The 26,463-nt window shown below is 67.6% G+C and carries 23 protein-coding genes and 2 pseudogenes; 12 read left to right on the top strand and 13 right to left on the bottom strand.

Annotated features, from left to right (window positions below; genetic code table 11):
* The first annotated feature begins 175 nt into the window (after positions 1-175).
* The 3 genes and pseudogenes from EV384_RS17530 to EV384_RS17520 all read left to right on the top strand — a co-directional run bounded on the left by EV384_RS17530 (position 176) and on the right by EV384_RS17520 (position 2,735).
* Positions 176-871: a hypothetical protein gene (locus tag EV384_RS17530; protein WP_130334724.1), complete on the top strand. Its 696-nt coding sequence runs from the start codon at positions 176-178 to the stop codon at positions 869-871.
* A gap of 302 nt (positions 872-1,173) precedes the next feature.
* Entirely contained in the window at positions 1,174-1,569 is a 396-nt protein-coding gene (locus EV384_RS17525) for a hypothetical protein (RefSeq protein ID WP_130334722.1), read from the top strand.
* Between the two features lie 297 nt (positions 1,570-1,866).
* Positions 1,867-2,735: pseudogene (locus EV384_RS17520) on the top strand (IS5 family transposase).
* Between the two features lie 251 nt (positions 2,736-2,986).
* Here EV384_RS17520 and EV384_RS17515 read toward each other — a convergent pair.
* Positions 2,987-3,301 (bottom strand): hypothetical protein, encoded by a 315-nt coding sequence (locus tag EV384_RS17515; RefSeq protein ID WP_130334719.1) that lies wholly within the window; start codon positions 3,299-3,301, stop codon positions 2,987-2,989.
* A gap of 675 nt (positions 3,302-3,976) precedes the next feature.
* Between EV384_RS17515 and EV384_RS17510 the strand changes: the two genes are divergently transcribed.
* Positions 3,977-4,531, top strand: coding sequence for a hypothetical protein (locus EV384_RS17510; protein ID WP_130334717.1), 555 nt, complete (start codon positions 3,977-3,979; stop codon positions 4,529-4,531).
* Between the two features lie 49 nt (positions 4,532-4,580).
* Here EV384_RS17510 and EV384_RS17505 read toward each other — a convergent pair whose 3' ends face one another.
* A complete protein-coding gene (locus EV384_RS17505) occupies positions 4,581-5,030 on the bottom strand; it encodes a hypothetical protein (RefSeq protein ID WP_207232356.1) in 450 nt (149 codons plus the stop codon).
* Between the two features lie 262 nt (positions 5,031-5,292).
* Between EV384_RS17505 and EV384_RS17500 the strand changes: the two genes are divergently transcribed.
* The gene (locus EV384_RS17500) at positions 5,293-5,853 is read left to right on the top strand and encodes an alpha/beta fold hydrolase (protein WP_130334713.1); all 561 of its coding nucleotides are present in this window, start codon (positions 5,293-5,295) and stop codon (positions 5,851-5,853) included.
* Between the two features lie 5 nt (positions 5,854-5,858).
* On the opposite strand, the gene EV384_RS17495 is transcribed toward EV384_RS17500, so the two are convergent.
* A protein-coding gene (locus EV384_RS17495; RefSeq protein ID WP_130334711.1) for an IS3 family transposase occupies positions 5,859-7,003 on the bottom strand; the annotation gives its coding sequence in 2 pieces (ribosomal slippage) (positions 5,859-6,733 and positions 6,733-7,003; 1,146 coding nt in all).
* Positions 7,004-7,122: 119 nt separating this feature from the next.
* Here EV384_RS17495 and EV384_RS17490 point away from each other — a divergent pair.
* A complete protein-coding gene (locus EV384_RS17490) occupies positions 7,123-7,410 on the top strand; it encodes an alpha/beta fold hydrolase (protein WP_165439969.1) in 288 nt (95 codons plus the stop codon).
* 657 nt (positions 7,411-8,067) lie between these two features.
* Here the strand turns inward: EV384_RS17490 and EV384_RS17485 are convergent.
* Positions 8,068-8,970: a hypothetical protein gene (locus EV384_RS17485; RefSeq protein ID WP_130334707.1), complete on the bottom strand. Its 903-nt coding sequence runs from the start codon at positions 8,968-8,970 to the stop codon at positions 8,068-8,070.
* Between the two features lie 358 nt (positions 8,971-9,328).
* Between EV384_RS17485 and EV384_RS17480 the strand changes: the two are divergent.
* Positions 9,329-9,616: pseudogene (locus EV384_RS17480) on the top strand (tyrosine-type recombinase/integrase); the annotation flags it as partial.
* 864 nt (positions 9,617-10,480) lie between these two features.
* Here EV384_RS17480 and EV384_RS17470 read toward each other — a convergent pair.
* From EV384_RS17470 to EV384_RS17435, 7 genes are all read right to left on the bottom strand, one after another.
* Positions 10,481-11,113: a nucleotidyltransferase family protein gene (locus tag EV384_RS17470; protein ID WP_130334705.1), complete on the bottom strand. Its 633-nt coding sequence runs from the start codon at positions 11,111-11,113 to the stop codon at positions 10,481-10,483.
* A gap of 124 nt (positions 11,114-11,237) precedes the next feature.
* Positions 11,238-11,543 carry an XdhC family protein gene (locus tag EV384_RS36750; protein WP_278045606.1) on the bottom strand — a complete coding sequence of 102 codons (306 nt, stop codon included), beginning with the start codon at positions 11,541-11,543 and terminating at the stop codon, positions 11,238-11,240.
* The gene (locus tag EV384_RS17465) at positions 11,530-12,312 is read right to left on the bottom strand and encodes an XdhC family protein (protein WP_278045605.1); all 783 of its coding nucleotides are present in this window, start codon (positions 12,310-12,312) and stop codon (positions 11,530-11,532) included. The genes EV384_RS36750 and EV384_RS17465 overlap by 14 nt, the downstream gene beginning before the upstream one ends.
* A gap of 1,398 nt (positions 12,313-13,710) precedes the next feature.
* Entirely contained in the window at positions 13,711-14,445 is a 735-nt protein-coding gene (locus EV384_RS17450) for an ABC transporter ATP-binding protein (RefSeq protein WP_130334701.1), read from the bottom strand.
* Entirely contained in the window at positions 14,445-16,280 is a 1,836-nt protein-coding gene (locus EV384_RS17445; RefSeq protein ID WP_242624117.1) for a branched-chain amino acid ABC transporter ATP-binding protein/permease, read from the bottom strand. The genes EV384_RS17450 and EV384_RS17445 overlap by 1 nt, the downstream gene beginning before the upstream one ends.
* Positions 16,277-17,254 carry a branched-chain amino acid ABC transporter permease gene (locus EV384_RS17440; protein ID WP_242624116.1) on the bottom strand — a complete coding sequence of 326 codons (978 nt, stop codon included), beginning with the start codon at positions 17,252-17,254 and terminating at the stop codon, positions 16,277-16,279. The genes EV384_RS17445 and EV384_RS17440 overlap by 4 nt, the downstream gene beginning before the upstream one ends.
* Positions 17,161-18,402 (bottom strand): amino acid ABC transporter substrate-binding protein, encoded by a 1,242-nt coding sequence (locus tag EV384_RS17435; RefSeq protein ID WP_130334699.1) that lies wholly within the window; start codon positions 18,400-18,402, stop codon positions 17,161-17,163. The genes EV384_RS17440 and EV384_RS17435 overlap by 94 nt, the downstream gene beginning before the upstream one ends.
* On the opposite strand from EV384_RS17435, the gene EV384_RS37295 reads away from it, so the two are divergent.
* The gene (locus EV384_RS37295; protein WP_423202964.1) at positions 18,290-18,994 is read left to right on the top strand and encodes an NAD(P)-binding protein; all 705 of its coding nucleotides are present in this window, start codon (positions 18,290-18,292) and stop codon (positions 18,992-18,994) included. The two genes, EV384_RS17435 and EV384_RS37295, sit on opposite strands and share 113 nt — an antisense overlap.
* Before the next feature lie 19 nt (positions 18,995-19,013).
* On the opposite strand, the gene EV384_RS17425 is transcribed toward EV384_RS37295, so the two are convergent.
* Both EV384_RS17425 and EV384_RS17420 read right to left on the bottom strand, forming a co-directional pair.
* A complete protein-coding gene (locus EV384_RS17425; RefSeq protein ID WP_130334697.1) occupies positions 19,014-20,327 on the bottom strand; it encodes a dihydrolipoamide acetyltransferase family protein in 1,314 nt (437 codons plus the stop codon).
* A 2-nt stretch (positions 20,328-20,329) separates the two neighbouring features.
* Positions 20,330-22,507 carry an alpha-ketoacid dehydrogenase subunit alpha/beta gene (locus EV384_RS17420; RefSeq protein WP_130334695.1) on the bottom strand — a complete coding sequence of 726 codons (2,178 nt, stop codon included), beginning with the start codon at positions 22,505-22,507 and terminating at the stop codon, positions 20,330-20,332.
* A gap of 137 nt (positions 22,508-22,644) precedes the next feature.
* Between EV384_RS17420 and EV384_RS17415 the strand changes: the two genes are divergently transcribed.
* From EV384_RS17415 to EV384_RS17400, 4 genes are read left to right on the top strand one after another with little or no spacing between them, the layout of a single operon-like run.
* Entirely contained in the window at positions 22,645-23,157 is a 513-nt protein-coding gene (locus EV384_RS17415; RefSeq protein ID WP_130334693.1) for a VOC family protein, read from the top strand.
* Positions 23,154-23,852 carry a GntR family transcriptional regulator gene (locus EV384_RS17410; protein WP_130334691.1) on the top strand — a complete coding sequence of 233 codons (699 nt, stop codon included), beginning with the start codon at positions 23,154-23,156 and terminating at the stop codon, positions 23,850-23,852. Before EV384_RS17415 ends, EV384_RS17410 begins: the two co-directional genes overlap by 4 nt.
* A complete protein-coding gene (locus EV384_RS17405) occupies positions 23,849-24,316 on the top strand; it encodes a (2Fe-2S)-binding protein (protein WP_130334689.1) in 468 nt (155 codons plus the stop codon). The genes EV384_RS17410 and EV384_RS17405 overlap by 4 nt, the downstream gene beginning before the upstream one ends.
* Positions 24,313-26,448 (top strand): xanthine dehydrogenase family protein molybdopterin-binding subunit, encoded by a 2,136-nt coding sequence (locus EV384_RS17400; RefSeq protein WP_130334687.1) that lies wholly within the window; start codon positions 24,313-24,315, stop codon positions 26,446-26,448. The genes EV384_RS17405 and EV384_RS17400 overlap by 4 nt, the downstream gene beginning before the upstream one ends.
* Positions 26,449-26,463 lie beyond the last annotated feature (15 nt).

The raw sequence follows: 26,463 nt of genomic DNA, 5'->3' as shown, positions 1-26,463 counted from the left end.
TCCGCGCCGATCGTCACTCACTTTGTCACCCAAAGGCCATGGCCCGCTGTCGCGGTTCCCGCGGCTTCCCGGCACTACGGGCGCATAGGTGGCACGCGCCAACGCAGGCAGCTCTGAATGCCGGACTCTTGGATCACGGACCAACGCGACCACCATGGTCTGCGAGGATGGCCAGATGCCTTTGCGCGGCTATCTCGATGGCTTTCAACCGCCGGTTGACGCATCCGTGCTCGTAGACGCTACGCCGTGGCTTGATGACCCCACGTTCTGGCCAGCATTCCTGCTCTCGGTAGGCGGCTCCTTTACGGCCGCAGTGGCCTTCGACATCGATCCAGCGGATGTGGAGGTCTACGCGGAGGAGATGCACCAGCCCGACAGGTGGCCCATCATCACCCTGGACCTCGCCCGAGGCCACTGCCTGCACATCCTCTTCCGCAACTTCGACGGCGACTCGGGATGGGACTACCTGCTTCAGCCGGCGGGATCTGATGCCGTGATCACCGCTGCGGCACTGGAGGGAGGCTTCCACGGGCCGGCGCTCTCGTGGTCGGAGCTGGTCACGACGGCGAGTCAACCGGACTCGAAGCGCAGCCAGGCCGAACGCCTCCTCCTACTCCTTCCTGCCGTGGGTGACTCGGGTATCCCACGCGGGGCCAATAACGTCGTGGCATCGGCTCTCTCCGCTACCGGAGCCCAACAGCGACAAAATGAAGTCGCCGGGGAGCTACTGAACGCAAGCCATCGCTTCTGGGGCGACAGCGACTGGACCGAGCGCAGGGGCTTGCCTGTCTGCCTCGGCCGGCACAGCCCTCGTCACCCGGAAGCGCCGATCGACCGCCTTGCCATGATGGCCGAGGCTTTCGGCGGCTAGGACCAGAGCCCATCTCCCGGCCGGCTCATCCACTGCCAGCCTACGAGGGCCGTCCCTGACCCCTCGCTTGTAATGCGCTTCCGGCAAGAGTCGCAGCGTCCGCTGACGTCCACTGGGCCCGGACCGGAGGCGAGATCCGTACGAGCATGTGCGGCCATGGCCGCCACCGTTGATGTCAGCGACTGATCTCAGGCCGCCTCTGCTGCCGGCGGCGTTGCCGGCTGCGCATGATCCCCGGCGTCGTCACCCAGCCTGGGCTCCTGGGCACCTGAAGGGCAGTCCCCTCGGGATAGCCTCCGAGCATGCGATACCTCACCCGGTCGTTCGCCCTCGGCGCGCTCGGTCGTCGGAAGGAGGTTGAGCAGTTCATCGGACCTATCACCGTGGCAGGAATCCCGGGTGTCCGCTGGGTCTCCGTCTGGCCCTGGCAACAGGGCTACAACGTGCCGGTCCATGACGTGCAGGAGCTGGACGACGAGCACTACCGGGACCTCGACACGTTCCCGCCGCTCGATCCAGAAGGCGAAGACGACACGAGCTCCGGCCGTCTCATCGGTCACGTTGAAGATGCGGCCGAGGCGTTAGAGCTGGCGGAGAGGGCCACTGGAGCCTCCCCACATCGCTGGGCAAATCACGGAGTCGCTGGGGAAGACTACGCAGACTTCGTGCTCACGAGACGTGGCCAGCAGCAGCCCTGACCCTCAGTTTGGAAGGTGCCTAGCCTCAGCTTGGGAATCGGATTGATCTACAGGCTGAGTGACCGCGCCAACAGCCAAAGCGCGTTCGGGTCGAGACTATCGATGTGCCGCTGTTGACCCCTGGTGGCCGCTGTATCGGGCACGGATCGGGCACAGCCGCTCCACGCTGGCTATCGAAATCCCTAGACGGCCGAACGACGCGGACTACAGTTGGATCTATCCCCTCAAGGGTGCCGCCGGAGCACCCGAGGCGTAAGCCGAACCGGTGGGAGTAAGAGTTCCTAACAGAAGTGATCTATGCCTCTTCCGTCCTTTGTGGATAGTGGTCTACGATGTCTGGCTGTGAGGCGTGGTGAGCAGCCGCCGTGGATCGTGCCGGACGGGTTGTGGCAGCGCATTGAGCCGTTGCTGCCCAAGCCTGTGCTCCGCGATCCCCGGCGTCCGGGACGGAAACGGATCCCGGATCGGCAGGTGTTGTCCGGGATCCTGTTCGTGCTGCACACCGGCATCCAGTGGGAGTTCCTGCCCCAGGAGCTCGGGTTCGGGTCCGGGATGACCTGCTGGCGGCGGCTCGAGGAGTGGAACCGGGCCGGGGTGTGGCAGCAGCTGCACGAACTGCTGCTCGCCGAGCTGCAAGCCGCGGGAAAGCTGGACTGGTCCCGGGCGGTCATCGACTCCTCCCACGTCCGTGCCGCCAGACGCGGCCCAAAAGCGGACCGAGCCCGGTCGACCGCGCCCGAGCGGGCTCGAAGCACCACGTCCTGACCGAGGGCGCCGGCATCCCCCTGTGCGCGTCGCTGACCGGCGGCAACCGCAACGACATCACCCAACTGCTGCCGCTGATCGACAAGGTCCCACCGGTCCGCGGCCGGCGAGGCCGGCCCCGCCGGCGCCCCGACGAACTGTTCGCCGACCGAGCCTACGACCACGACAAGTACCGCAAAGCCGTACGGGCCAAGGGCATCCGCCCGCAGATCGCCCGCCGCGGCACACCACACGGCTCCGGGCTGGGCGTCTACCGGTGGGTGATCGAGCGAACGATCGCCTGGTACCACGGCATGAAACGGCTCCGCATCCGGTGGGAACGCCGCGACGACATCCACGAAGCCTTCCTCAGCCTCGCGACCTGCATCATCACCTACCGACACGTCGTACGACTTTGTTAGGACCTCTAAGAGGCGGCACGGGGAGACCCGCACGCGTGGCGCACGATCGGCGTCCTGAGTAGACCCCACCGGAATCCGGCAATAAGGTTGTGCCCTGTCGCGGCAACCCTTCGCTCCGAAAGAACCAGCACGGCTCACTGGCCTGCACTTACAGCAAGCGTGGCCTGCGGGAACAGTGCAGGTACGTCCTCGCTCGTCCTGCCACAGTCCGCACCCGTCGTCACTCATCTGGTCACCCAGGCGAGGACTCGTCACCACCTGCGGGGATTGCCGATATCCCGAGTTGCCTGCCGGATGAGAGCTCTGACCTTCCGGGTGTCGACGTTGCCTCTCGCTGCGCCGGAATAGCGAGAAGTATCCCGCACCAGGAGAACCGCACCAATCCAGCCCACTATTATCCCCAGCGCCATGGCGACAAAGAGCAGCATCACGAGCGGCACAAGAACGCTCTCTGCGACTCCGAGGCGGACCAGCAGCATCAACAAGGCCGTCACCGGGAAGAGCAAAGCAAGCCGCATCCCCCTGACGAAAAGGCGATATCTGTAGGACTCCGCTATCGCGGACATATCGGGACTATCCAACTGGCCCTCCACTCCGACCTCAGGCGCTCGCCACACAATCGCACCCTGAGTCAACATCTGCGCCATCCCGTATGCCGCCGACCCGCCCTCCTGGGGTGCGGGCCGCCGCCCGGCTCGCCACGTCAAGCGGACCTTGACGCAGGTTCGGACGCTGGCGGGTCGGGCGGTGGTCTGCTCGGCTTGCCCGGGTTGGTGGCAGGCGGGATGGCTCCCTCCGCAACCACCCACGGACCGCGACTGGCCGGCGGTGCCCCGGCCATCCTGGAGCCGTTGCGCCCCCGCCGGCGGCTCCTCGGGCAGACCAAAGGACGACTCAGCCCCGGCCGCCCACTCGAGTCCATCGTCTGCGACCGCGGTGTGCAGCGGCGTCACCAGCAAGTGCCAACTCACAGCACGCATCGTGCCATCCGGCGGCCGGAAACCCGAGACGCGAACAGCCTCCTCCCGGACGGCCTCGCCCTACCATCGACCCAGGCACCAGACCTATTCGATCACGACCTGGGCGTCAAACGTCCTGCGACGCCGTTCCGTCAACCATCATGCGAGACCAGGCATCGCCGGCAGCAGGCATGGCCGGCGGCCGGCTGTCCGGTCTCGGGACCTGCGTGTCACGGCATCAGGATCTGGGTGGAACTCCGCCGAGTGCTGATGAGGTTGAGCGTGGCGGAGCAGTGGCACCGAGCCGTGTTGGAGTCCTCGACGCCTACTGTCATGCTGGCGCGCATGCAGTCGAGAGCGTGGCTCAACAAGGATCATCACTTCGCACCAGGCAAGGAGCTGTTCCGGTCTGAACGCCCCTTCTCCGTCTGGGCCTACTCTCTGAGCCACAGCCAACTGCTGCTCCGCACACGAACGGTCGCGGTTCCCGGGCGCCGCCAGTCGCGAATCGATCTTCTGTTCAAGCCGGTCGACGCGATGAAGACGCGGATGGATTACCACGGCTTGGTGCTGCGGTGTGCCACCACTGAGGAGCACGAGCGCATCCTGCGGGAGATTGGCCGCACGGCCGACTACAACAGGGTCTTCATCATCGGGTCGGGCGATTCGCTGGACTACGTAGTCTCAGCGGCCGTCGGCTGGCAGGAGGACGATCAGGAAGACCGCGATCCCAGCGCCCTCGCCTTCTTCGTAGGGGCAACCGATCCCACCCGGCTCTTGCCCTCCGACTTGCCCGTCTCTTGGAGCGCCACCCAAGCAGCGCAGTTGCGTGAGTAAGGCCGCCGTCGCCTCAAGTGGTCGGCAGCCCGACCAAGCGCCATACCAATCAGGAGACGTTGGTATCTCGCTCGGGACAGTCGGCGTGCAGCCAGGTAGCGGTCAGGTCGAAGCTTGTCACGACCAGCGTTCCGGAGAGGCAAATGATCTCGTGTCGGCACCCGCGTTCGTGCGGCAGCACTTCGTCCAGCATCACGTCCTGGAGCTGGGCCACGTTCAGCCCTTGGTCAGCGGGCTCGATCGTCAGGCTCTGCACGCCGCTGTAGCGGATCGTCAGGTCTTCTTCGTGCTTCCAGCAGTTGTGCCGTAGGTGCAGTTCAATCCAGCGGCTCCCGCCCGTCTCACCGGACGTCAGTCGCTCGGGCTTGAGGTCCTTGACGCACCGTTGACACAAGAAGTCGTAGTGGCCGGGGTCTGTGGCGAAGCTGCGCGCCCCCTCGGGCAACGAGTCGGCAAACGACGGCAACTGCCGCAGGTATGCCTCGGGGTCCAGAGCCATGCCGCCCCTTGTGCGCTCCACGCTGACGTACCTCACTCCCGCGCCCCTTCCACCCGGCCACTGCAGCCCGGCCAAGCGGAAGACATCCTCGCACCTACGGCAGCGGCAAGCGCTAGGAAGATCGTCTAGCCGGACGTGTAACCCACGTCCCGAGCCTGACCTGTCATGCAGGTCCTGAGACCCGACAGCGGCAGCACCTCCATGTCGTACCCCGCTTGATCCGTGACGGGTTGGCGTCACATGATGCGTGACACTCCGCCGAGTGCTGGTGGAGGCGACCGCGGTTTCCTGCTGGAAGCGGAGAAGCGACATGGATTTCGCACTACCGGACAATCGGGTTCTGGGTTGGGCGGATTACGGCGATCCGGCCGGGGTGCCCGTGGTGTACCTGCATGGCACGCCAGGTTCTCGGCTCAGCCGCCCGGACGACGCGGCGTTGGTGGGCGTTCGCCTGATGACCGTGGACCGGCCTGGATACGGTCGGTCGACACCTGTCCGGCGGCCAACGCTGCTCGGCGTCGCCGATGCGGTCGGTGCGCTGATGGCATCTCTGGGAATCGAGCGTTTCGGAGTGGTCGGGTTCTCAGGTGGCGCACCGTACGCTGTGGCCTGTGGTGCCCGGTTCCCGCAACGCCTTACCGGCGTCGTCGCCGCCGGTTTCACCGGCCCATACCGGGAGCTGCGGACGGTACGCGGCTGGCAGCGGCTTCAAGCGTGGACGGTTTGCAACATCCCGGGACTCGGCCGCCGCCACGTGACTCGCGCTGCCGCCTGGTACGCGGAAGACGGGACTGCCCCGGGTTCGGTTGACTCGCGGGGTTGAGTGGTTCAGGCCGCGTGTGCGGGCCTGTTGATTGTCTCAAACTCGATCGGGGTAAGCCGGCCCAGGCGTCTTTGCCGTCGGCGCCGGTGGTAGGTGCGTTCGATCCAGGTCACGATCGCCAGGCGTAGCTCGTGGCGGGTGTGCCAGCGTTGCCGGTCGAGGACGTTGCGTTGCAGTAGGGCGAAGAACGATTCCATCGCCGCGTTGTCACCGCAGGCGCCGACGCGCCCCATCGAGCCGACCAATCCGTTGCGGTGCAACGCTTTCACGAACTTTCTGGACCGGAACTGACTGCCCCTGTCGGAGTGCACGATCGTGCCGGCCGGGCTGCGCAGGCGAGCCGCGTTCGACAGCGCCGCGACGGCCAGGGACGCCTTCATCCGTGAGTCGATGGAGTAGCCGACGATCCGGCCGGAGTACACGTCCTTGATCGCACACAGGTAGAGCTTGCCCTCGCCGGTGGGGTGTTCGGTGATATCGGTCAGCCACACCCGGTTCGGCGCGTCGGCGGCGAAACGGCGTTGCACCAGGTCGTCGTGCACCGGCGGCCCGGCCCTTCTCGTGAGGCCTCTGCGTTTGGCGAACACCGACCAGATCCGCTGCTGTGAGCAGAGCCTGGCCACCCGGTTGACGCCGGCGGTGATGCCGTGGGCAGGTAGTTCATCCGCGATGAACCGGTACCCGAACGCCGGGTCGTCGGCGTGGATGTCGAGAGCGGCGTTGATCAGATAGGCGTCTTCCAGGTCCCGGCGGGCGACCGGGCTGTTCTTCCACGCGTAGTAGGCCTGCTTGCTGAAGCCCAGCACCCGGCAGGTCACCGCGACGGGGATCCCGTCCGCGGCCAGGTCACCGACCAGCGGGTACGTCATTTTGGGGCGATCTCCTTGGCGAAAAACGCCGCCGCCCTGCGCAGGATCTCGTTCTCCTGCTCCAGCAGCTTGTTGCGTCGTCGCAGCTCCCGCAGCTCCGCCGACTCAGAGCTGGTGGTGCCGGGGCGGATCCCGTCGTCGGCGTCGGCGATCTTCAACCAGCGGTGCAGGCACGACTCGGAAATCCCGAAGTCCTTCGCGATCTGGGCGATGGGCGCCTCGCCCTTGCGGGCAACCGCGACCACGTCACGGCGAAACTCCGGCGGGAACGCTTTCGGCATGGCAGACATCCTTCCAGCGAGGAACGCATCCTCACAGGTCAGGAGTCAACCGAACTGGGGGCAGTCCCGACCCCCTCAAAAAGCACCGAGAACTGCTTGCGACTGGCCAGGACACCTGGATGCAGCCAAATGAGGAGTCCAACCTCGAAGGCGCCCGCCAAGGCGCCGCCGGCCTGGTCAGCGACTGGCTGGCCACAGACATTCGTCCGTGGGGATTCCATCTTCGAGACGTGCCCTGCCGCGTCCTCATCTGGGCTGGTCGACACGACCCCGGCAGAGCTGTTGCCGACGCGCCACTGATCGCCACACGGATGCCCGACGCCGAGGTCCGCATCAGCGAGAACGCCGCTCACACACCGTCTCCTGCCCACTGGCGGGAAGTGCTGACGTGGGTCAAGGGTGGCTAGGACCCGGCAGGCATACCGCGTGCGTCTACCGGCACCAACTCCGACCGGTGCTACTGGCTGGTGCTGTCGCCATGGATCGGATCTTTGACGTTGAGGCGTAGACACTCAGTTAGACACTCAGGCATGAAGAGAGGGCACATCCATCGATCGGATGTGCCCTCTGAGCTGCGTCGGGACGGCCGGATTCGAACCGACGACCCCTTGACCCCCAGGACGTTGCGTTAGAGGTTTGCGCACGTCAAGCACGATCGGCAGCTCGGATAGACGTGTCGGCGGACGTGACATGTTCGGCACCGCTCATGAGGTGTGGTCCCCATGTGGTCCCCGCATCGTGGCCCTGGTCCTCGTCCACGGGGGCGTCGAGCAACTGAACCAAGCTCGGCTCTGCGACGACGGTCAGCATGTTCGCGCACACCTACAACGGCTACGAGCTGCACGGCGGCTTGGATGCCCCCGCCGCCATGGTCCAGTCTGTGCAGGACCACTGGCACCGGACTGGAGAACTCGGCGAAGATGTCGACGTGCTGCGGGCTTGCTCGCGACTGCTAACCCGCCGCTCGACTGCAGAAGCTGCCGCGCCGGCGTGGGTAGCTCCACCCGAGCGAGGCGTGTTCGACGCCGAATTGGCCAAACGGCAAGATAGCGGGAAGGGGACGGTCAAACCGGCGACGGGAGACCTTCCCCCGGCGTGCGGTCGTTGATGCGGCTGGTCAGCTCATCGACGATCTCTGAGGCGGAGGCCGGCATGGCCTCCATCACGAAGTCGGCGATCGTCGCCGGTTGAAGCCCCGCGAGCACCGCCTTTGCGATCTCCTTCTCGTCAACCATGTTCTTGCCGGTCAGCGCGGCGATCTGCGCGACGATCGGGCTGATCGAGCGCCGGATCAGCGTGTCGAAGTCGTCGCCGTACTGGCGGCCCGTCGGTGTTGATCTTTTCGCGGCCTCGTCGAGGATCTGGTGTAGGCCGGTCCGAACGTCTGCGACGCTCATGTCGTCTCCTGGCGGTGTAACGGATTCGGTGAGGATTCCGAAGATGTCGCTGTGGTCGTCGTCGGCGTTCTCGGTCCAGAAGCCAATGTGCAGGTGGTTGAGATGGCTACTGTCCGAGGAGTCGGGGCCGCCTTTAGACCAGCCGCTGACCTCGTTGCCGTTGAAGGTGCCGAACCACTCGGCCACCTGGGGCAGAAGCCCTGCGCGCACCGCGTTGTCCAGCCGGTGGCACAGCGGATGGAACTCCGCCTTGGCCTTCGCGATCTGATCCTGGTTGTTTCTGTTGACGATCCAGGTCAGGTCGACGGCCCTGATGTGCCGGTGATTGCCGCGGGTGTCGCGACGGTCCTGCGTCCCGTACTTGCGGTCAGTGCAGAATGCCGAGTTGAGCGACCACTCGATCGATCGGTGCCGCCCCTCGAGGTGCTTGAAGTTGCCCACCGTGCCGGCGCGCCCGTGCGGCAACCCGAAGTGGTCGGCCAGCGCGAAGACAAACTCGGTGAGGTTGGGTGGGACGGTCTCGTTGCGCCAGAACGGCTCGCTTCTGAGCTGGCTAAGTGTCACTGCCATCGAGCACCTCGAGTACTTAGGGTGGTGCCAGAGTGCGCCCAGTCCCGTACACAGGCCAGCACTGCGTCGGGAACCGGACTTGACAGCCGACTCAGGTAAACGAGGTACCCGACGCGGGGATCCTGATCAGCGGGGGTTCCGGGACGGCCGGATGGGCGGTAGGGCTCGCCGTCGCCGTGGGTCCACAGTCATCGGCGCACTTCGTATCGACACGACTACGGAGACCGCCCAGGACGACGACTGACTTACTCCGCTGGGCATAGATAGATTCTGTCTGGGGTAGAGAGGCCGCTCGAACCGCGGCCACCCGCAGCATGTCTGCACTCGACGAGACGCTGAGGCACGAGTCGTGGTGCTCGTCGTCACTGCTCTCGGCTACGAACATCTGCGTCGTCACGATCTGCGCCACACCGGGCTCACGTGGATGGCTGACGCAGGTGTGCCGGTCCACGTCCTGCGGAAGATCGCCGGACACGGATCGCTCACGACGGCGCAGCGGTACTTGCACCCCGATCGCCAGTCGATCAGCGACGCGGGAACCGCGCTGAGTGCTCACGTGAAGGCTCGCCGGTCCCCAGATGGTCCCAGCTTCGCGCTGTCTAGCTCGCCGACCACGTCGATTGTGGGAACTAACAGAGGCCGCTGACCAGGGCAAATGCTCCGGTTAACGGCCTCTCTACGTGCTGTCGGGACGGCCGGATTCGAACCGACGACCCCTTGTTGCCAACAGCAGCCGCCCCGAGCTTGTCATTGCTTGCCGCAAGTGGTCCTTGACCTGCACAGACACGGCCGGGCATTGGTCTTTTCTTGTCACTGGTTGTGGACGTCAGGACAGGGTTTCCGGGGGGTAAACGGGGGCCACCGTCAGAACCCCGCCCACGCCTAAACAGCACACCCGCCACTACGGAGTCTCCCGCGCACCGAAGGACGGACCGGCTCTTCGCATCACTGGCGATCGAGCCGTGGGGGTTCGTGTCGGAGGGGCAACACGAACCGTTGCCCCACCGCCGATGGCGATCGGCAAGACTTTGAAGCTTTCGCGGGTCTAGCCTTCGGTGACCTCTTCGGGCTCGCCGAAGAGGTCACCGAGCAGAAAGCCCTGGTCAGAGGGTTGCCGGTGGGATTCGAGTCTCAGCTCCCGGGATCCATACCATCCCGCATCGTCGCAGGTCGGACGGCTTGCTCCGTCCGGTCGCGGTGAGCACTTCGGACACGGTAACCACTGGTTCTCGGGGTGAAGGTCGCCCCCTCCACCGTCTGGGAGATCCTCAAGCAGGCCGGGATCGACCCAAGCGGGCGGCGCCGTGGCCGCATTCCCGCGCTCCCAGGCCGACGCGCTGCTGGCGTGCGACTTCTTCGAAACCGCAACTTTGTCCGGCGCCCGCCATGTACCTCCCCCGCCCTATTTGACACCATCCTGTCCGACGCTGGCATCGAGGTCATCCTCACCGGTGTTCGATGCCCCGCATGAACGACCTGGACGTCCGCCGACACGACCGCCTCGGCGGCATCATGCACGAGTACGAACACGCCGCTTGACCTGCGCGGATGTATTTTCGGCAGGCACAACGTCGAGGTCGGTGTCGTCGGCGACGTCCTCGCACGGCACGCCGCGTACCTTGGCCGAGTGCGCCGCGAGGTAGGCCCGCGCGCCGACGTCGCCCGTCGCGAGCGCTGCGACCCCGGCCCAGTGGTCGCGTCCGATGATCACCGGATGGCCGCGCCTGCCGCCGTACGTCGCCGTGAGCAACGCGCCGGGGCCGTCGACTGCAACGACAAGACGGCGCACCGCTTCCGGACCGATGTCGGGCGTGTCGACCAGGAGCACCGCTACGCCGTCGACGTCAGCGTCGGCCAGTGCCGCCAGTCCGGCCCGCAGTGAGGAACCCATTCCGCTCTTCCAATCGGCGTTGTCGACCAACGACACGTCAGCCAGTCGTGCTTCGCCGCGCACCCAATCGGACTTGGCGCCGAGCACGACGACGATCGGTGCGCAGCCGCCCGTGCGAAGCGTCGCCGCCGCGTGCTCTACCAGCAGGTGGCCGTCGTCAGCGCGGACCAGGGCCTTTGGCCCGCCATACCGTGTGCCGGCGCCTGCGGCAAGAACTAGGCCAGCTACCTTGCTCAGGGAACACTCCTTCATGATTCTTCGACCTGGGTCCGCCACTGCACCAGGCTCTTGCCGGACATTGCAGCCGGACCTGAAGCAGGCCAGGTTGGCCAGGTCAGTGCGCGGCCGAGCGTGCCCGGGGTCTTATGCTGCACGCTCATCGGTGGTGGTGGATCGCGCCCCGCGTCCGGCTGAGCCGTTCGCCCTGGCCGCCCCAACGTAGCGCGATGATCTCGGCGGCGATGCTGATGGCGGTCTCTTCAGCCGTGCGCGCCCCCAAGTCCAGGCCGATGGGTGAGGACAGCCGCGCCAGGTGGGCGTCGGGAACTCCCGCGGCACGCAGGCGGTCCAGCCGGTCCTGGTGGGTGCGGCGGGAGCCCATCGCCCCGATGTAGCCGACCTCGGGCAACCGCAGGGCGACCTCGAGCACGGGTACATCGAACTTGGGGTCATGCGTGAGCACGGCGAGGACCGTACGGCCGTCGATCCGCGTCGACCTCGGCTCGTAAGTAGCGATGTGGCCAGTCGACGACCACCTCATCTGCGTCAGGGAAACGGGACCGGGTGGCGAAGAGGGGACGGGCGTCGCAGACGGTCACGCGGTAGTCGAGGAAGGTACCGGTACGCGCGAGCGCGGCCGCGAAGTCGATGGCGCCGAATACGATCATCCGAGGCTGCGGGGCATGAGACGCGACGAACACCCGAGCGCCCTCGCCTCGGCGCTCGCCGTCCGGGCCGTAGGTGAGGATTCCGTTACGGCCGCTGGCCAGTAGTCCGGGGGCGTCGTCGGCAACGGCCGCGTCGAAGCGCGGCGAGCCGAGCGAACCCACCACGGTCGTCCTGGACGCGCTCTGCGGCCGCACCACCAAGTGCGCGCCGACCCGGCTCGCGTCCGGGTGCTCGACGAGCGTGCACACCGCCACCGCTCGCCCGTCCGCGATGTCGGCGGTAACCTCCTCCAGCTGCGGGAGGGTCGTGCGGTCGACACGCTCGACGAAGACGTCGAGGATTCCGCCGCAGGTGAGCCCCACTCCGAACGCGTCGTCGTCGCTGATGCCGTAGCGCTGCAGCGTCGGCCGGCGGTCCGCGACGACCTTCTTGGCCAGCTCGTACACCGCACTTTCGACGCACCCGCCGGACACGCTGCCGATCGCCTCGCCGCCTGGCCCGACCAACATCGCGGCGCCGACGGGGCGCGGCGCCGATCGCCAGGTCGCGACGACCGTCCCCATGCCGACCGGGTCGCCACGCCGCCACCACTCGAGCAGCTCCGGCAGTACCTCACGCACGTCCGATCACCTCCAACCGTTGCCTTTCAGTGCGCTCTGGCGAGCGTGTGATCGGTAGTCCCGCCTTGCGGTGGGATGGTCCCCGTCTGACCAGCGGTGGCTGTGCCGGGTTGACGCTTCACAGCCACCTGCCCGCCGAGGCGGGTCTCACGGTCGGCTCCACGTCCTGCCGCCGGGCCACTCCCGGCGGTATCGACCTGCGCCGCGAGTGTCGCGAGATTGCGTGCGGCGTTGAAGTCGCGTCCAGGGCCAGGCCGCAAACTTCGCACTGGTATTCGCGCTCGGGCGGACCTGGGTGTCGATCAGGGCGGCCTCGCCCCGCTCCCTGTTGATCCGCGCCTTGGCGAATACGAGGACTTCTACAACGCCCACCGCCCCCATCAGGGGATCGCCAACACCCGGCCGCTGGCGCCGCCGCCCGAGCCGATCAGCAACCAAGACGAATTCACCCAGCTTCGCATCCACCACCGCGACCGCCTCAGCGGACCCCTACACGGTTACGAACGTGCCGCTTGACCAGCCCGGACGCAATTCTCGGCACGTACAGGGTGAGGTCCTGGTAGGTGGATCGACACGAACCGTGGGGTGGTGGCTCCCTCACCGTGGACGCGGTCGCGGCTCGTCGACTACCCACTCGTCTTCGCCCTCCCGCCGTGAAAGCTCCCCCCGCCACGCAAGATAGCGGCACGCAAAGTCGCTCAACAACCAACCGCCTAACCAAGCGGCCGCGGCGACGAAGATGAGGTCAAAAATGGCGACGGATGTAAGGTGACCAGCCCCCCAGGCGAGAGCGGCGACTACGCCAGCTGGCCAAGTGATCCATCGGGTTGGAACCTCGTTTGACCCCATCAAACACCTCCGAATCCGCACGGCCTCGACAGAGGCTTCTGAGCGTGGACCGACGCTATTTAATTGGATTGGTAACACGGAACGTCTGTCTCGTGGCGTTTCGTCCGTCGACCCACGGACCGAGTTTTTCCACGGAGGCTACCCCTCGCGTCTGGCTTGGTAAACCGTGATCGGGCGTCACCTCTGAACCGCCCCGGGTCTGGTACGCCACTGCCGTGCGTTCGCCTTGCGGGTCAGACTTACGCCAAGTCGTCCTGCGCGCCAGTTGGGTGGGAGCAATAGCAGCCGTAGGACGTCGTGCGCCTCAAGGAATGCATGGGCCACGATCGATAAGTCTGGCACGAGCCCATACGGCGGTGCGACAGATTGGAGCGCGCCCGGTACCAGTACTTCCACGCACTACTACCGTCGCTTTTGACTCGCATCCAGCCAGCCGGGCTGTGACAGCGGTCAGCCGGCACGGTGGCTGCGGTAACTCTCCCCCGACTCGACTCAGGGCGCCATGTGGTGCTGGCTCGCGGCGCCTCCAAAGTACATCTGCGCGATGTCGGGGTCGGAAAGGATCGCGGCGGCCGGTCGCTGTGTCACGACCCGACCGCTCTCCATCACGATGCCGTCCGTGGCCATACGCATGCCGAAGCGGACGTTCTGCTCCACGATGAGGATCGTCTTGCCGCTGTCCCGCAGCACCACGACGGACTCGTACAACGTCTGCAGTGCCTTCGGGTCGAGGCCGAGTGACGGCTCGTCGAGCAGCAGCAGCATCGGATCGAGCATCAAGGACCGAGCGAACTCCACCATGCGCCGCTGGCCGCCCGACAGGTTGCCCGCCTTGTCGTTGCATCGGTCCGCCACGATCGGGAAGAGCTCCGACACCTGGTCGTACCGCTTGCGGACACGGGATCGGTCCCGCCGGATGAGGTACGCGCCGAGAAGGACGTTCTCCTTCACGGTGAGGTTGGGGAAGAGGGCGTTCGCCTGCGGCACCTGGGAGATCCCCCGCTGGAGGATCTCCGACGGAGAGCAGTGATGGATCCGCTCTCCGTGGAGGGTGATCTCCCCCAGGCGGGGGGTCAGCAGTCCGCTGACGGTCCGAAGCACGGTGGACTTCCCGGCACCGTTCGGCCCGACGATGCAGGCGATGGCGCCCTTCGGCACCTCGATGTCGACACCTTGCAGCACGTCGCCGCCGCCGTAGCCGGCGACCACACCCTTCAGCTGAAGCATCAGTTCGCCACCTCGTGTGCCAGCTTGAAGTCGTCGCCCAGGTAGGCGTCGATCACGGCTGGGTCGGTCTGGATCTGGGCGGGCGTTCCACTGGCCATGGTCGCACCACGGCTCACCACATGGATCGGGTCGCACAGGGCGAGGACGAACGGCATGTTGTGCTCCACGATCAGGAAGGTCTTCCCGTAAGAGTTCAGCTCGCGGATCATCTCGGCCATCCGCTCGATCAGCACCGGGTTGATGCCGCCGGCCGGCTCGTCGAGCAGGATGAGCTTCGGGTCGAGCATGAGCACCTGAGCGAGCTCGACGAGCTTCTGCTGCCCGTAGGAGAGGGCGTGCGCCTTCTGGTCACGGAACGCGCGCATCCCGACGAACTCCAGCAGCTCCTCGGCCGCCTTGGCCTCCTTGCCGCTCACCGCGATGCGGCCCAGCTGCGAGAGCGAGAAGGTTCGCTGCGCGGCCACCACATTTTCGAGCACCGTCATCTCGCCGAACAGCCGGGTGATCTGGAACGTGCGCCCCAGCCCTCGGTGCGCGCGCTCCCAGGAGGGCAGCTTCTCGATGTGCTCGCCGGCGAAGATGATCTCGCCGCCGTCAGCCGTGATCGTGTTGTCGATCAGGTTGAAGACGGTGGTCTTGCCGGACCCGTTGGGCCCGATCAGGCCCGTGATCGTGCCCTCCGGCACCGCGAACGAGCAGCCGTCCACGGCCTTGAGACCGCCGAAGTGCTTCCGGAGCCCGCGTACCTCGAGGAGCGGCCGAGGCTCCGCCTCGGTCCGGTCCACGACCTGCACCCGGTCGGTGAGCGAGGCGAAACTTCCGCCGGTGCCGATCCGTGCTCCCACCAGTCCGGCCTTGCCGGCGGTACGACGACGCTGGAGCAGCGATTCGATGGCCGGCAGGATGCCCTTGGGCAGGAAGATCACGACGAGCACGAGCAGACCGCCGAAGAGGTACAGCCTCGCGTTGCCGCCACCGAAGTTGTTGTTGGCGATCTCGTTCAGGGGCTCGATCAGGAACGCGCCGAGCACCGGCCCCCACAGCGTTGCCTTCCCGCCGACCAGCAGGGACAGGACGAGCTGCACGCTGATCAGGATGCTGAACATGCCGCGCGGATCGATGAAGGTCAGGTAGTAGCCGTAGACGGCACCGGCCATGCCGACGAAGACGGTGCTCGCCACGAAGGCGATCATCTTCTCGACCGGCAGGTTGATCCCGATCGTCGCCGCCTTGGTCTCGTCTTCCCGGATCGCGATGAGCCCCATGCCGAGCTTGGTCCGGCGGATCCACCACGTCATCAGCAGTTGCAGCGCCAGGATGGCGATGAGGGCGTAGTAGAACGGCCAGTTGATGATGTCCCGGTCCCAGGACGGGAGCGGCAGGGTCAGACCGGCCGTCCCGTTGGTCAGGCTCACCCAGTTGATCGCGATGACCTGGACCAGGAACAGGAACGCGACCGTGATGATGACGAACGATGGTCCGCGCGAGCGCAGGGAGACCAGACCGAGCACGACGGCGACGGCGGCGGCGACGAGGCCCGCCGCCGGCACCCACAGCCAGGGGGAGACCGACTCGAACCGGGCTGCGAGCACGCCGATGGTGTAGCCGCCCAGGCCGATGAAGGCCCCTTGGCCGAGAGAGACGTAGCCGGCGAAGCCCGTGATGATGTTCAGTCCGCTCGCGCCGATCGCGAACACCAGGGACAGGATCACCATGTTCTGGTGGTAGGAGTCATCGGTGAGCAGCGGGAACGCCAGCAGCAGGACGGTGGCGACTGCCACCAGCAGGCGCCCGATCCAGAGGGGCTGGGTCAGAAGGCTGAGTGACTTGTTCACGCCGGCACCGCATCCTCACGCATCCGGGTTCCGAGCAGTCCTTGCGGACGGATCAGCAGGACGGCGAAGACGATCACGTAGGGCACGGCCGTCGCCCACGAGGGCGAGACGTACGCCGCGGTCAGTGTCTCCGCCACACCGAACATCACCGCTGCCAAGATCGCTCCGTTCAGACTTCCCATGCCACCGAGCACGACGATCGCCAGCAGCCGCGCGATCCACTGGTAGTGAGCGCCGGCGACGAACGGGTAGAGCACTCCGACGATCGCTCCGCCCGCTCCCGCCGCGGCGATCCCGAGGGCGAAGACGAGGGCCGCCACCGCGGCCACCTTGATCCCGACCAGCTCGGCGCCGGCTGGGTTGATGGCCGCGGCGCGGATCGCCCGTCCGAGCCAGGTCTTCGTCAGCACGAGACCCAACGTCACCAGAACCAGCACCGCCACGAGTCCGCCGTACACCTGAGCCTTGGGCAGGAACAGCCCTGCCACGGTGAACGACTCGTCCGCGTAGCCGGGACGAATCGAGGTGGAGTTGTTCCCCCAGATGGTGCCCAGCGCCGCTTCGATGACCAGGGCCAGGCCGAAGGTGAGGAGCACCGTCGACGCCATCGGCGCCGTCCGGATGGGCGCCACCATGAGCTTGTAGGTGACCCACCCGATGGCGCCGACAACCGGCGTGGTGACGAGGCTGGCAAGCAGCGGGTCGATACCGAGCCCGTTCCACAACGTGTAGGTCAGGAAGGCTGCGAGGATCAGGAACGCGCCGTGGGCGATGTTGATCACTCGCATTACCCCGAAGATCAGGGTCAGGCCTCCCGCCACGAGGGCGTAAACCCCGCCCAGGAGCAGGCCCAGGATCAGGTTCTGGATGAACTGGATCATCAGCCAGCGCCTCCCGGCTTCCAGCCCATGATGATGTTGTCGGTGGTCGCGCTCTCCTTGGGAAGGATGAACTCGACCTTGCCCTTCTGCCACTGACCGATCAGGAACTGACCGATCGGGCTGCCGTCGGCGTTCCACTTGAGCGTGCCGAGGATCGTCTCGACGCTGTTCTTACGAAGCCAGTCCGCCATGGCGGCCTGGTCCTTGACGTTGCCGACCGCCTCGACGGCTGCCTTGAGCACCTGGCCCGCGGCGAAGGCGTCGGCCGCGTCCTCCGGCGGGAGACCGCCGAACATCTCCTTGTACTTCGCCACGAACTCCTTGTTACCGGGGGTGTTCGCCTGGGGAGCATGGCTCACGGCATACATGACACCCTCGGTGTTCTGGATACCCACAGCGTTGGCGTACTGGTCACCGTTCGAGGGGGTGCTCGTCTGGTACAGCCAGTGGGGTGTGAAGTCGGCCTTGCGCATCGCGCGGGTCATGCCGACCCCGTCCTCGAAGACCGCGCCGTGCACCACCAGGTCCGGTGCCTTCGCCTTCATCGCGTTCACGATGGTGTCGAAGTTCTTGGTGTCGATCGCGTACGTCTGCTCGTACACGGTCTGGACCCCGGCCTTCTCGAGGATCGCCTTGATGCCCTCGACCGTAGGCACGGCGAACGGGTCGTCGATGGTCGGGTATGCCGCCGTCTTCGGGCGCTGGTCCTCGGGCAGGCCGGCGATCCAGTTAGCGAACACCTCGCCCTGCTTGTCGGCGGTCGCCTGCTGACTGAAGAAGACGTACTTGAAACCGCGGCTGAAGATCTTCGGAGAGGCACCGGCCGGCTCGACGTAGAGCATCTGGTTGCGCTCGGCGACGGCCGACGCGGGGAGGTTCAGCAGCGAGGAGAACGTCCCCAGCAGAAGGTCGACCTTGTCCTGGCTGATCAGGGCGTTGTAGTCCGCGACGATGGTGTTCTGGTTGGACGCGTCGTCCTTGATGACCAACTCCACCTTGCGGCCGTGCAGACCGCCGCTCTCGTTGATCATCTTCTGCCAGACCTCGTAGCCCTCCTTGGCGGCCTTGCCTGGCTGGGAGAACTCACCGGTCAGCGGGAGCGACGCACCTATCTTGATCGGCTTGTCGGTGTTGCTGCTGGCCTCACTTCCACCGCCACAGGCAGCTAGTCCGAGCACCAGGAGACTGCTGAGCGTTACCACGGCCGTCACCCGACGGCGGTTGGTCGCCGGAATCGCCATTCTTCCTCCTCGGTCCGCAATCGATTGCGGTTTCGGTGAGAGTCTTGTGAAGAGCACCACACGCTGTCAAGCACCTTCACGGACCCATTTCGTTGCAAACGCTTGCACGTCTCGGCAACGTTCCCGCAACGTTCGAGGCGCTGTGGTAGGAGGTCGGCATGGTGGTGGGCCGCAGCGGAGCGGGGGCTTGGCGCCGGAGGCCGCCGAGGTCGTCGTCATCGGCGCAGGGCGCAACGGGCTCGCGTGCGCGGCCTACCTCGCGCGCGCCGGCCTCGACGTCGCCGTCCTCCAAGCAGCCGCCCAGCTCGGCGGGAGGCTCGCACCGGACGACATCCTGGCGCTCCGCGCGGAGTCGCCCGTCGACGTTGCGCGGCACAATCGCCACAACGTCGGCGGGTCCTGTCACGGCGGGGAGTTCGTCACCCCCGACGGAGGCGTCATCACAGGCTGGCCGACGTACAGCACGTCGGTGCCCGGGGCTCTTCCTCACCGGCGCCACGACTCATCCCGGCGGCTGGGTCTCCGGACGGCCCGGGCGCAAATGCGGCTCGGGCCGTCCTGTCCGAGCTCGGCATCGACCCGTCCACGGTGATGGGGCCGACGTAGCCGGCTCAGGCCAGGATCCGCAGGGGCCTTTCGAGCAGTCCCACCAACGCCTCCATCCACCTGGCCGCCACGACGCCATCCACCGGCCGGTGGTCGACGGACAGAGTCACGCGCATGACTGGTCGCACCCGCAGCTTCCCCTGACGTGCGACCGGCTCCTCGCGTACCGCGCCGACCGCGAGAATCGCCGCCTGCGGCGGGTTGATGATCGCCGCGAACTCCTCCGTACCGAACATCCCGAGGTTCGTCACGCTGATCGTTCCGCCCTCCAGCTCCTCCTGGCGGAGCCGGCCGTCCCGGGCCCGCTCGGCGAGCTCGCGGGTCGCGCGGGACACCTCCGTCACCGTCATGGAGTCCACGCCTCGCACGACCGGGGTCAGCAGCCCGCGCTCGGTGGCGACCGCGACCGAGACATCCGCGGCGGAGTACTGACGGACCGCGTCCGGCGACCAGGTCACGTTCATCTCCGGCACGAGGGCGTGGGCCCGGCCGACCGCCGTGACCACGAGATCGTTGAGCGACACCTTCACGTCGGCACCGTCGTTGAGCTCGGCGCGGAGCTTCAGCAGCCGGCGTACGTCGATGGTCGCGCGGACGTAGAAGTGCGGAGTGCTCTGCTTGCTCTCGGTGAGCCGAGTCGCGATGGCGCGCCGCATCCTCGAGTGCGGGATCTCCGTGACGCCGCCAGCAACCGCCACCGCAGGCTGTGTCGACGGCTGCTCCGCTGGCGCTCGGAGCGGTTCGCCGGAGCGGGCACCCATCCGTTCGGCAAGGGCCGCTTCCACGTCCCGTCGGAGGATGCGGCCCCCGGGGCCGGTCCCGTGGATCGTCTCGGTGGCCAGGCCCGCCTCCCGGGCGAGCCGCCGGGCGAGCGGGCTGGCGAAGATCCGGGCTCGGTGCTCGCCGTTGGTCGTCGTCACCTGGTAGGCCAGCGCGGGTTCGGGCAGGGCGCCGGCGCCGGTGTTCGCCGTGCCGCCCTCCGGGTCGAGGCGAGCCGCCGTCCCAGCAACCGGCCCGGCTGCATCCCCGGAGCCGACCCCGAGCTCCGTCAGGAGCGCCTCGAGGTCGCCGACCTGCTCGCCCGGGTCGCCCAGCACGGCGATGGGAGCCCCGACGTCGACCTTCGACCCGGGCGGGACCAGCCGCCTGAGGACCATCCCGTCGGCATCGGCCTCGATGTCGACCACCGCCTTGTCGGTCTCCACGGTGAGGATGGTGTCCTGCGCCGAGAACGCGATGTTCTCCTCCACCGTCCAGTCCTGCAGGATCGCCTCGGTGGCGTTCGCCGCGACCTCGGGCATGCGCAACAGTCTGGCCATGTTCAGTACCTCGCCATCTCGGTCAGCTTCGCCACGACCTCATCGGTCCGGGCGATCGCGGCCCGCTCCAGCACCTTGCTGATGCTCGGTGAGGCCTCCCCGCCCGTGACCCGTTGCACCGGCTGGTCGAGCCAGTCGAAGAACCGCCGGTGGATCTCGTCGGCGAGCCAGCCGCCGTACGACGCACCGACCGCTCCCTGTTCGGCGATCAGCACGTTGTTGGTCTTCTTGATGCTCTCGCCCAGGGTGTCCCAGTCGAGGCTCGCCCGGTCGAGCCAGCGAAGGTCCACCACCTCGGCGTCGATGTCGACCTGCTCGACCGCTTCGAGCACGTAGCGCACCATCGCGAGGTAGGAGATGACCGTGACGTCGGAGCCACTGCGCCGGACGGCTGCCTTGCCGACCGGCAGGCAGTAATCCAGGTCGTCGACCGGGCCGAGGTCGGTGGAGCCGTAAAGGTCGACGTGCTCGAGGACGACGACGGGGTCTTTGCATCGCAGGGCACTGTTCATCAGGCCCACGTAGTCGAACGGCGTCGTGGGCGCCACGATCCGCCAGCCGGGCGCGGTGACGAAGATGCCGGCGGGGTCCATCGAGTGCTGGGAGCCGTAGCCGGTGCCCATGGCGACCTTGCTGCGGAGCACGAACGGCATGTCGCCGGTGCCGCCGAACATGTGCCGGGCCTTGCCGATCTGGTTGAACAGCTGGTCGGCCGCCACCCACATGAAGTCGGCGTACATGAACTCCACCACCGGCTTGTAGCGGCCGTCGAGGGCGATGCCACCGCCCAGTCCCGCGAACGCGTTCTCGCTGATCGGGGTACCGAGCACCCGGTCGGGGAACCGCTCCTTGAGCCCCCGGGTGGCGCCGTTGGTGCCGCCGTTGAGCCGGTGCACGTCCTCGCCCATCACCACGACGGACGCGTCGGTCTCCATCCGGCGGACCATGACGCCGGCCACGGCGTCAATGAACTTCTGTTCGCCGAGCGCCCCGGTGAACGAATCCACGTCGGCCAGCGGGGCCTCGTCGAACTCGCTCAGGTCGCCCCGCACGCCGACGTCGACGAACGCCGGGTCGGGCCACTCGCTGTCCTTGATCCGGCGCTGGCCCGGCTTCCCCCCGGGCACGGGCTCGAGCAGGACATCGGTGGTGTCGGCCATCGCCTTCCTGGCACGGGCCACGACGCCGTCGATCTCGGCTCGCGTCATGATGCCGCTCCGAAGCAGCTGGGCGGACAGCTGCTTGATCGGGTCGCGGTCGCGCCAGCGCTTCTCCTCCGCCTTGCTGCGGTAGCCGAAGGCGCTGCCCGGAAACCCGCCGTTCTGGTGGAAGTACCGGTAGGTGTCGGCCTCGATGATCGTGGGCCCCTTACCGGCCCGCATGTGTGCGACCGCTTCCTGCATCGCCAGGTAGACGGCCAGCGGGTCCATCCCGTCGACCTTCCAGCTGGGGATGTTGAACCCCGGCCCACGGCCGGAGAGCCGGGGCTCACCGGTGGCCTCGAACACGCTGGTGGAGACGGCGTACTGGTTGTTCTCGATGAAGAAGCAGACCGGCAGCTTCCAGGCGGCCGCCAGGTTGAAGGTCTCCAGCGTCGAACCGATGTTGACGGCTCCGTCACCGAAGTAGGTGACCGAGACCGCGTCCGTGCCGGCCTGCCGGTGAGCCCAGGCGAACCCGGCCGCCTGCGGCACGCCGCCGCCCACGATGGCGTTCGTGCCCATCGCGCCGGCTTCCTTCCACTGCAGGTGCATGGAGCCGCCGCGGCCGTGGCTGAAGCCGCGGTCCAGCCCGCAGATCTCGGCCAGCGTGCGCAGCAGCACCTCGCGGATCTCGTCGGTCAGCTCCTTGGCGGGGTCGAGCCCCTTGGGCGCGACGTGGTGCAGCGCCTTCGCGAGGAACTGGTGGTGACCACGATGGGACCCGTTCACCGCGTCCTGGCTGGTGAGAGGCAGCGCGGAGCCGACCGCTCCGGCCTCCTGACCGATGCTCGAGTGCGCCGGCCCATGGATCAGACCTGCCCCCGCCAGCTCAAGCACCGTCTCCTCGAACGTCCGGATCAGCACCAGCTGGCTGAGCATCGTGGTGAGCAACGCGGGCTCGGCGGCGTCCCAGTCATCCGTCGTCACCACGAGCTCGACCCACGGCGCCGCGGGCTCCAGCTTCCTGTGGTCGGTCATCTACCCCTCCTCCGGTGTCTGGCGACAGACTGGCACAGCTTTGGATCCAAATCCAGATCCTGCTGAACGCTGGACATGGGGCTTTGCACGTGATCCAGTATCGGAGACACAGGAGGTGTGGAAGGAAGGGATCCAAAATGGGGTTGCCCGGGCTGCGTCGACTGGACCACGTCGGCTTCACCGTGCCGGACCTCGAGGAGGCGACGCACTTCCTCGTCGAGGTACTCGGCTGTGAGTACCTCTACTCGCTCGGCCCCTTCCGGAGCGCCGACGACGACTGGATGACCGAGCACCTGAACGTGCACGCGCGGGCAGAGGTGGTGGAGAACCGGTTCTTCCGCTGCGGAGACCAGGCGGTGTTCGAGGTCTTCTCCTACACCTCGCCGGACCAGCGGCATGCGATTCCCCGCAACAGCGACATCGGCGGCCACCACGTCGCCTTGTACGTCGACGACCTCGACGAAGCCATCGCGCACCTCGAGCGGCACGGGGTCGGGGTGCTGGGCGGACCGACGGCGAGCAAAGGCCCCGCGGAGGGCAACCGCTGGGTCTACTTCCTGTCGCCCTGGGGGATGCAGTTCGAGCTGGTCTGCTACCCGAACGGCAAGGCGTTCGACCGGGAACGTGCCGAGCAGGAGGCGACTGCATGACCGAGGGCATCATCCTGCCGACCCCTCCCCCTGAGCCGACCGCCACCGGGGCGGCGAGCGCCCGGGTCGCCGACTTCCTGCGCGCGGCGATCCTGAACGGAGACATCGCCCCAGGAGAGCGGATTCGCCAGGAGGAGGTGGCCGAGCGTCTCGGTGCGAGCCGGCTGCCGGTCCGCGAGGCCCTCCGGATCCTGGAGGCCGAGGGGCTCACCGAGCACGAGCCGCACAAGGGCGCACGCGTGCCCAAGCTCTCCATGCACGAGGTGGACGTGATCTACCAGATGCGCGAGCGGCTGGAGCCGCTGGCGCTGAGCGAGAGCATCCCCCACCTTGGGGCCGCGGCGCTGGAGCGGCTCGAGGAGATCCAGAGCCGGATCGAGGCCGATACCGACATGGGGTCGTTCCTCGCGCTGGACCGCGAGTTCCACCTGCTCAGCTACACCGGTTGCGGCATCGAGCAGCTGACCGGCATGGTGACCAGGCTGTGGAACTCCACCCAGCACTACCGCCGTGCCTTCATGGCGCTCAGCGGACCGGGCCGAATGTGGGTGGTCAACGGCGAGCACCGGCTCCTGCTCGACGCGATCGAGCGCCGCGACACCGTGGACGCGGAGCGCTACCTGGGTGGGCACATCCGACGTACCCGGATCGAGCTGCAGCGGCACCCCGAGGTGTTCGACGGAGAGCGGCGATGACCAGCACCTTCCGCTTCACTGTCAACGGCGAGCCGGTCACGGTCGAGGCCGACCCGGACACGGCGCTGCTGTCGCTACTGCGCAACCACCTGGGCCTCAAGGGCAGCCGGTTTGGCTGCGGCTTGGGACTGTGCGGCGCCTGCTTCGTCCGCGTCGACGGCAACGTCGTACCGTCCTGCGACACCCCCCTGTGGTCCATGGACGGCCGATCGGTCGTCACCGTCGAGGGGCTCGGGTCGGCCGGGCAGCTGCACCCCGTGCAGCAGGCGCTGCTCGACGAGCAGGCCGCACAGTGCGGCTTCTGCATCTCCGGCATCGCGGTGAGTGCGGCAGCGCTGCTGGAGGAGAACCCGCACCCATCGGCTGAGCAGGTGGCGCAGGCCCTGGACCTGAACCTCTGCCGCTGCGGGGTCCAGCGCCGGATCGTCGACGCGGTGGTGAAGGCGGGTGAAGCCGGGTCATGACGCTGACCGACCAGACCACGACCGGGCTGCCCCGGGACCTCGCCGCCAACCCGCGACTGTCCCGGTGGCTCGCCGTCACGGCGGACGGCCGCATCGCGCTGCGGGTCGGGAAGGTCGAGCTCGGCCAGGGGATCCTGACCGCCCTCGCGCAGGTGGCCGCCGAGGAGCTCACCGTACCGCTCACCCGCATCGACCCGCTTCCCGCGCACACCGGACTCGGCCCGGACGAGGGACTCACGGCGGGAAGCACCTCGATCTTCGACGCCGCCCCGGCGGTCCGGCTCGTTGCGGCGCACGTACGGGCGCTCTTCGTCGCCGAGGCGGCCCGGCGCTGGGGGATCGATCCGGCGGACGTGGTCGTCGAGGGCGGAATGTTCAGCTGCCTGACCGACGAGCGGCGAACGTCGTACGCCGAGCTGACCGGCTCGGTGGACCTGAACCGCGACGTGGATGCCGGTGTCGCGGTGACGAGCACCGTCGACATGCGGCTGGTCGGAACCAGCGCGGCGCGGATGGACCTGCCCGACAAGGTGGCCGGCCGGCCCCGCTACATCAGTGACCTCAGGCTGCCCGGCATGCTGTTCGGCCGCGTGGTGCGGCCACCGTCGCCGGGGGCGCGGCTCACCGCCGTGGGTGACGTGCTTTCCGGGCGCGCTGAGCTGCAGCTGGTCCGGGACGGGTCCTTCCTCGGTGTGGTGGGCCCGGACGAGTTCCAGGTCGCGCGCGCCGCAGAGCAACTCCGCGACGCGACCGAGTGGGACGAGCGGGACACGCTGCCGGACGAGTCCGACGTGACCGCCTTCCTGCTGCGCGGCCCGCACGACGACATCCCGGTTCTAGCGGAGGACATCGGCGTCACCGCACCCACCCGTCGGGTGGCGGCACGGTACAGCCGGCCCTTCCTGGCGCACGCGTCCATCGGCACGAGCTGTGGCGTCGCCCGGTGGGACCGCGGCGGAAGGCTCCTCGTGTGGAGCCACAGCCAGGGCATCCACAAACTACGCGACGCCACCGCGCAGGCGCTCGGGCTCGACGCCGAGACGGTCACCGTGGAACACGCCGAGAACGCCGGCTGCTACGGCCACAACGGCGCCGACGACGCGGCCTTCGACGCCGTCCTGCTCGCGCGCGCGGTGCCGGGCGCGCCCGTCCTGGTCCAGTGGACCCGCCAGGACGAGCTCGGCTGGTCGCCCTTCGGATCGGCCATGGTGGCTGAGGTGGCGGCGGAGCTCTCCGAAACGGGGCAGGTCGCCGGGTGGACCTACGACGTGTACGGCCAGGGGCACACGGCTCGGCCCGGCTACCGGGGAACTCCCGGCCTGCTGGCCGGCGCCTACCTGGAGCGACCGCTGCCCAGCCCGGTCGCCGACGACCCGCCCCTGACCGCCGGTGGTGGCACCACCCGCAACGCCGTTCCGATCTACACGGTAGGTGCGCGCCGGATCACCGGACACCGTCTCGTCGAGACCCCGATCCGGTCCTCCGCGCTGCGTGCGCTCGGGGCCTTCATGAACGTGTTCAGCATCGAGTCGTTCATGGACGAGCTCGCCGCGACGTGCGAGGAGGACCCGCTCAGCTTCCGGCTCCGCCATCTCCAGGACGACCGGGCGCGGGCGGTCCTGGAGACCGCTGCGCGGGCCGCCCGATGGGGCACGCCGGTTCCCGAGGGACGTGGGCGCGGCATCGGCCTCGCCCGGTACAAGGACCGGGGCGCCTACTGCGCGGTGGTCGCGGACGTCGAGGCCGAGGAGCGTGTCGTCGTCCGCAAGCTGACCGTCGCGGTCGACGTCGGCCGGGTCATCAACCCGGACGGCGTCCGCAACCAGATCCAGGGCGGCGCCACCCAGGCCACGAGCTGGACGCTCAAGGAGCGGGTGCGCTTCGACCGGCGACGGGTGACCAGTGTGGACTGGGAGACCTATCCGATCCTGCGGTTCAGCGAGGCGCCCGAGGTCGAGGTACACCTGCTCGACCGGCCCGATCTGCCGTCCGTGGGCGCCGGCGAGGCGGCCCAGGGACCGACCGCAGCAGCCATCGGCAACGCGGTCGCCAGCGCCCTCGGCGTTCGCGTCCGTGACCTACCCATCACCACCGAGGCCGTCATCGCAGCCATCGACTCACAGACCGACTGAAGCTCCACCCACCCA

The sequence above is a fragment of the Micromonospora kangleipakensis genome, assembly GCF_004217615.1.
In the GTDB taxonomy this organism is placed as follows: domain Bacteria; phylum Actinomycetota; class Actinomycetes; order Mycobacteriales; family Micromonosporaceae; genus Micromonospora; species Micromonospora kangleipakensis.
Note: the sequence above shows the minus strand (reverse complement) of the source record. Positions and strands in the feature narration are given on the sequence as shown.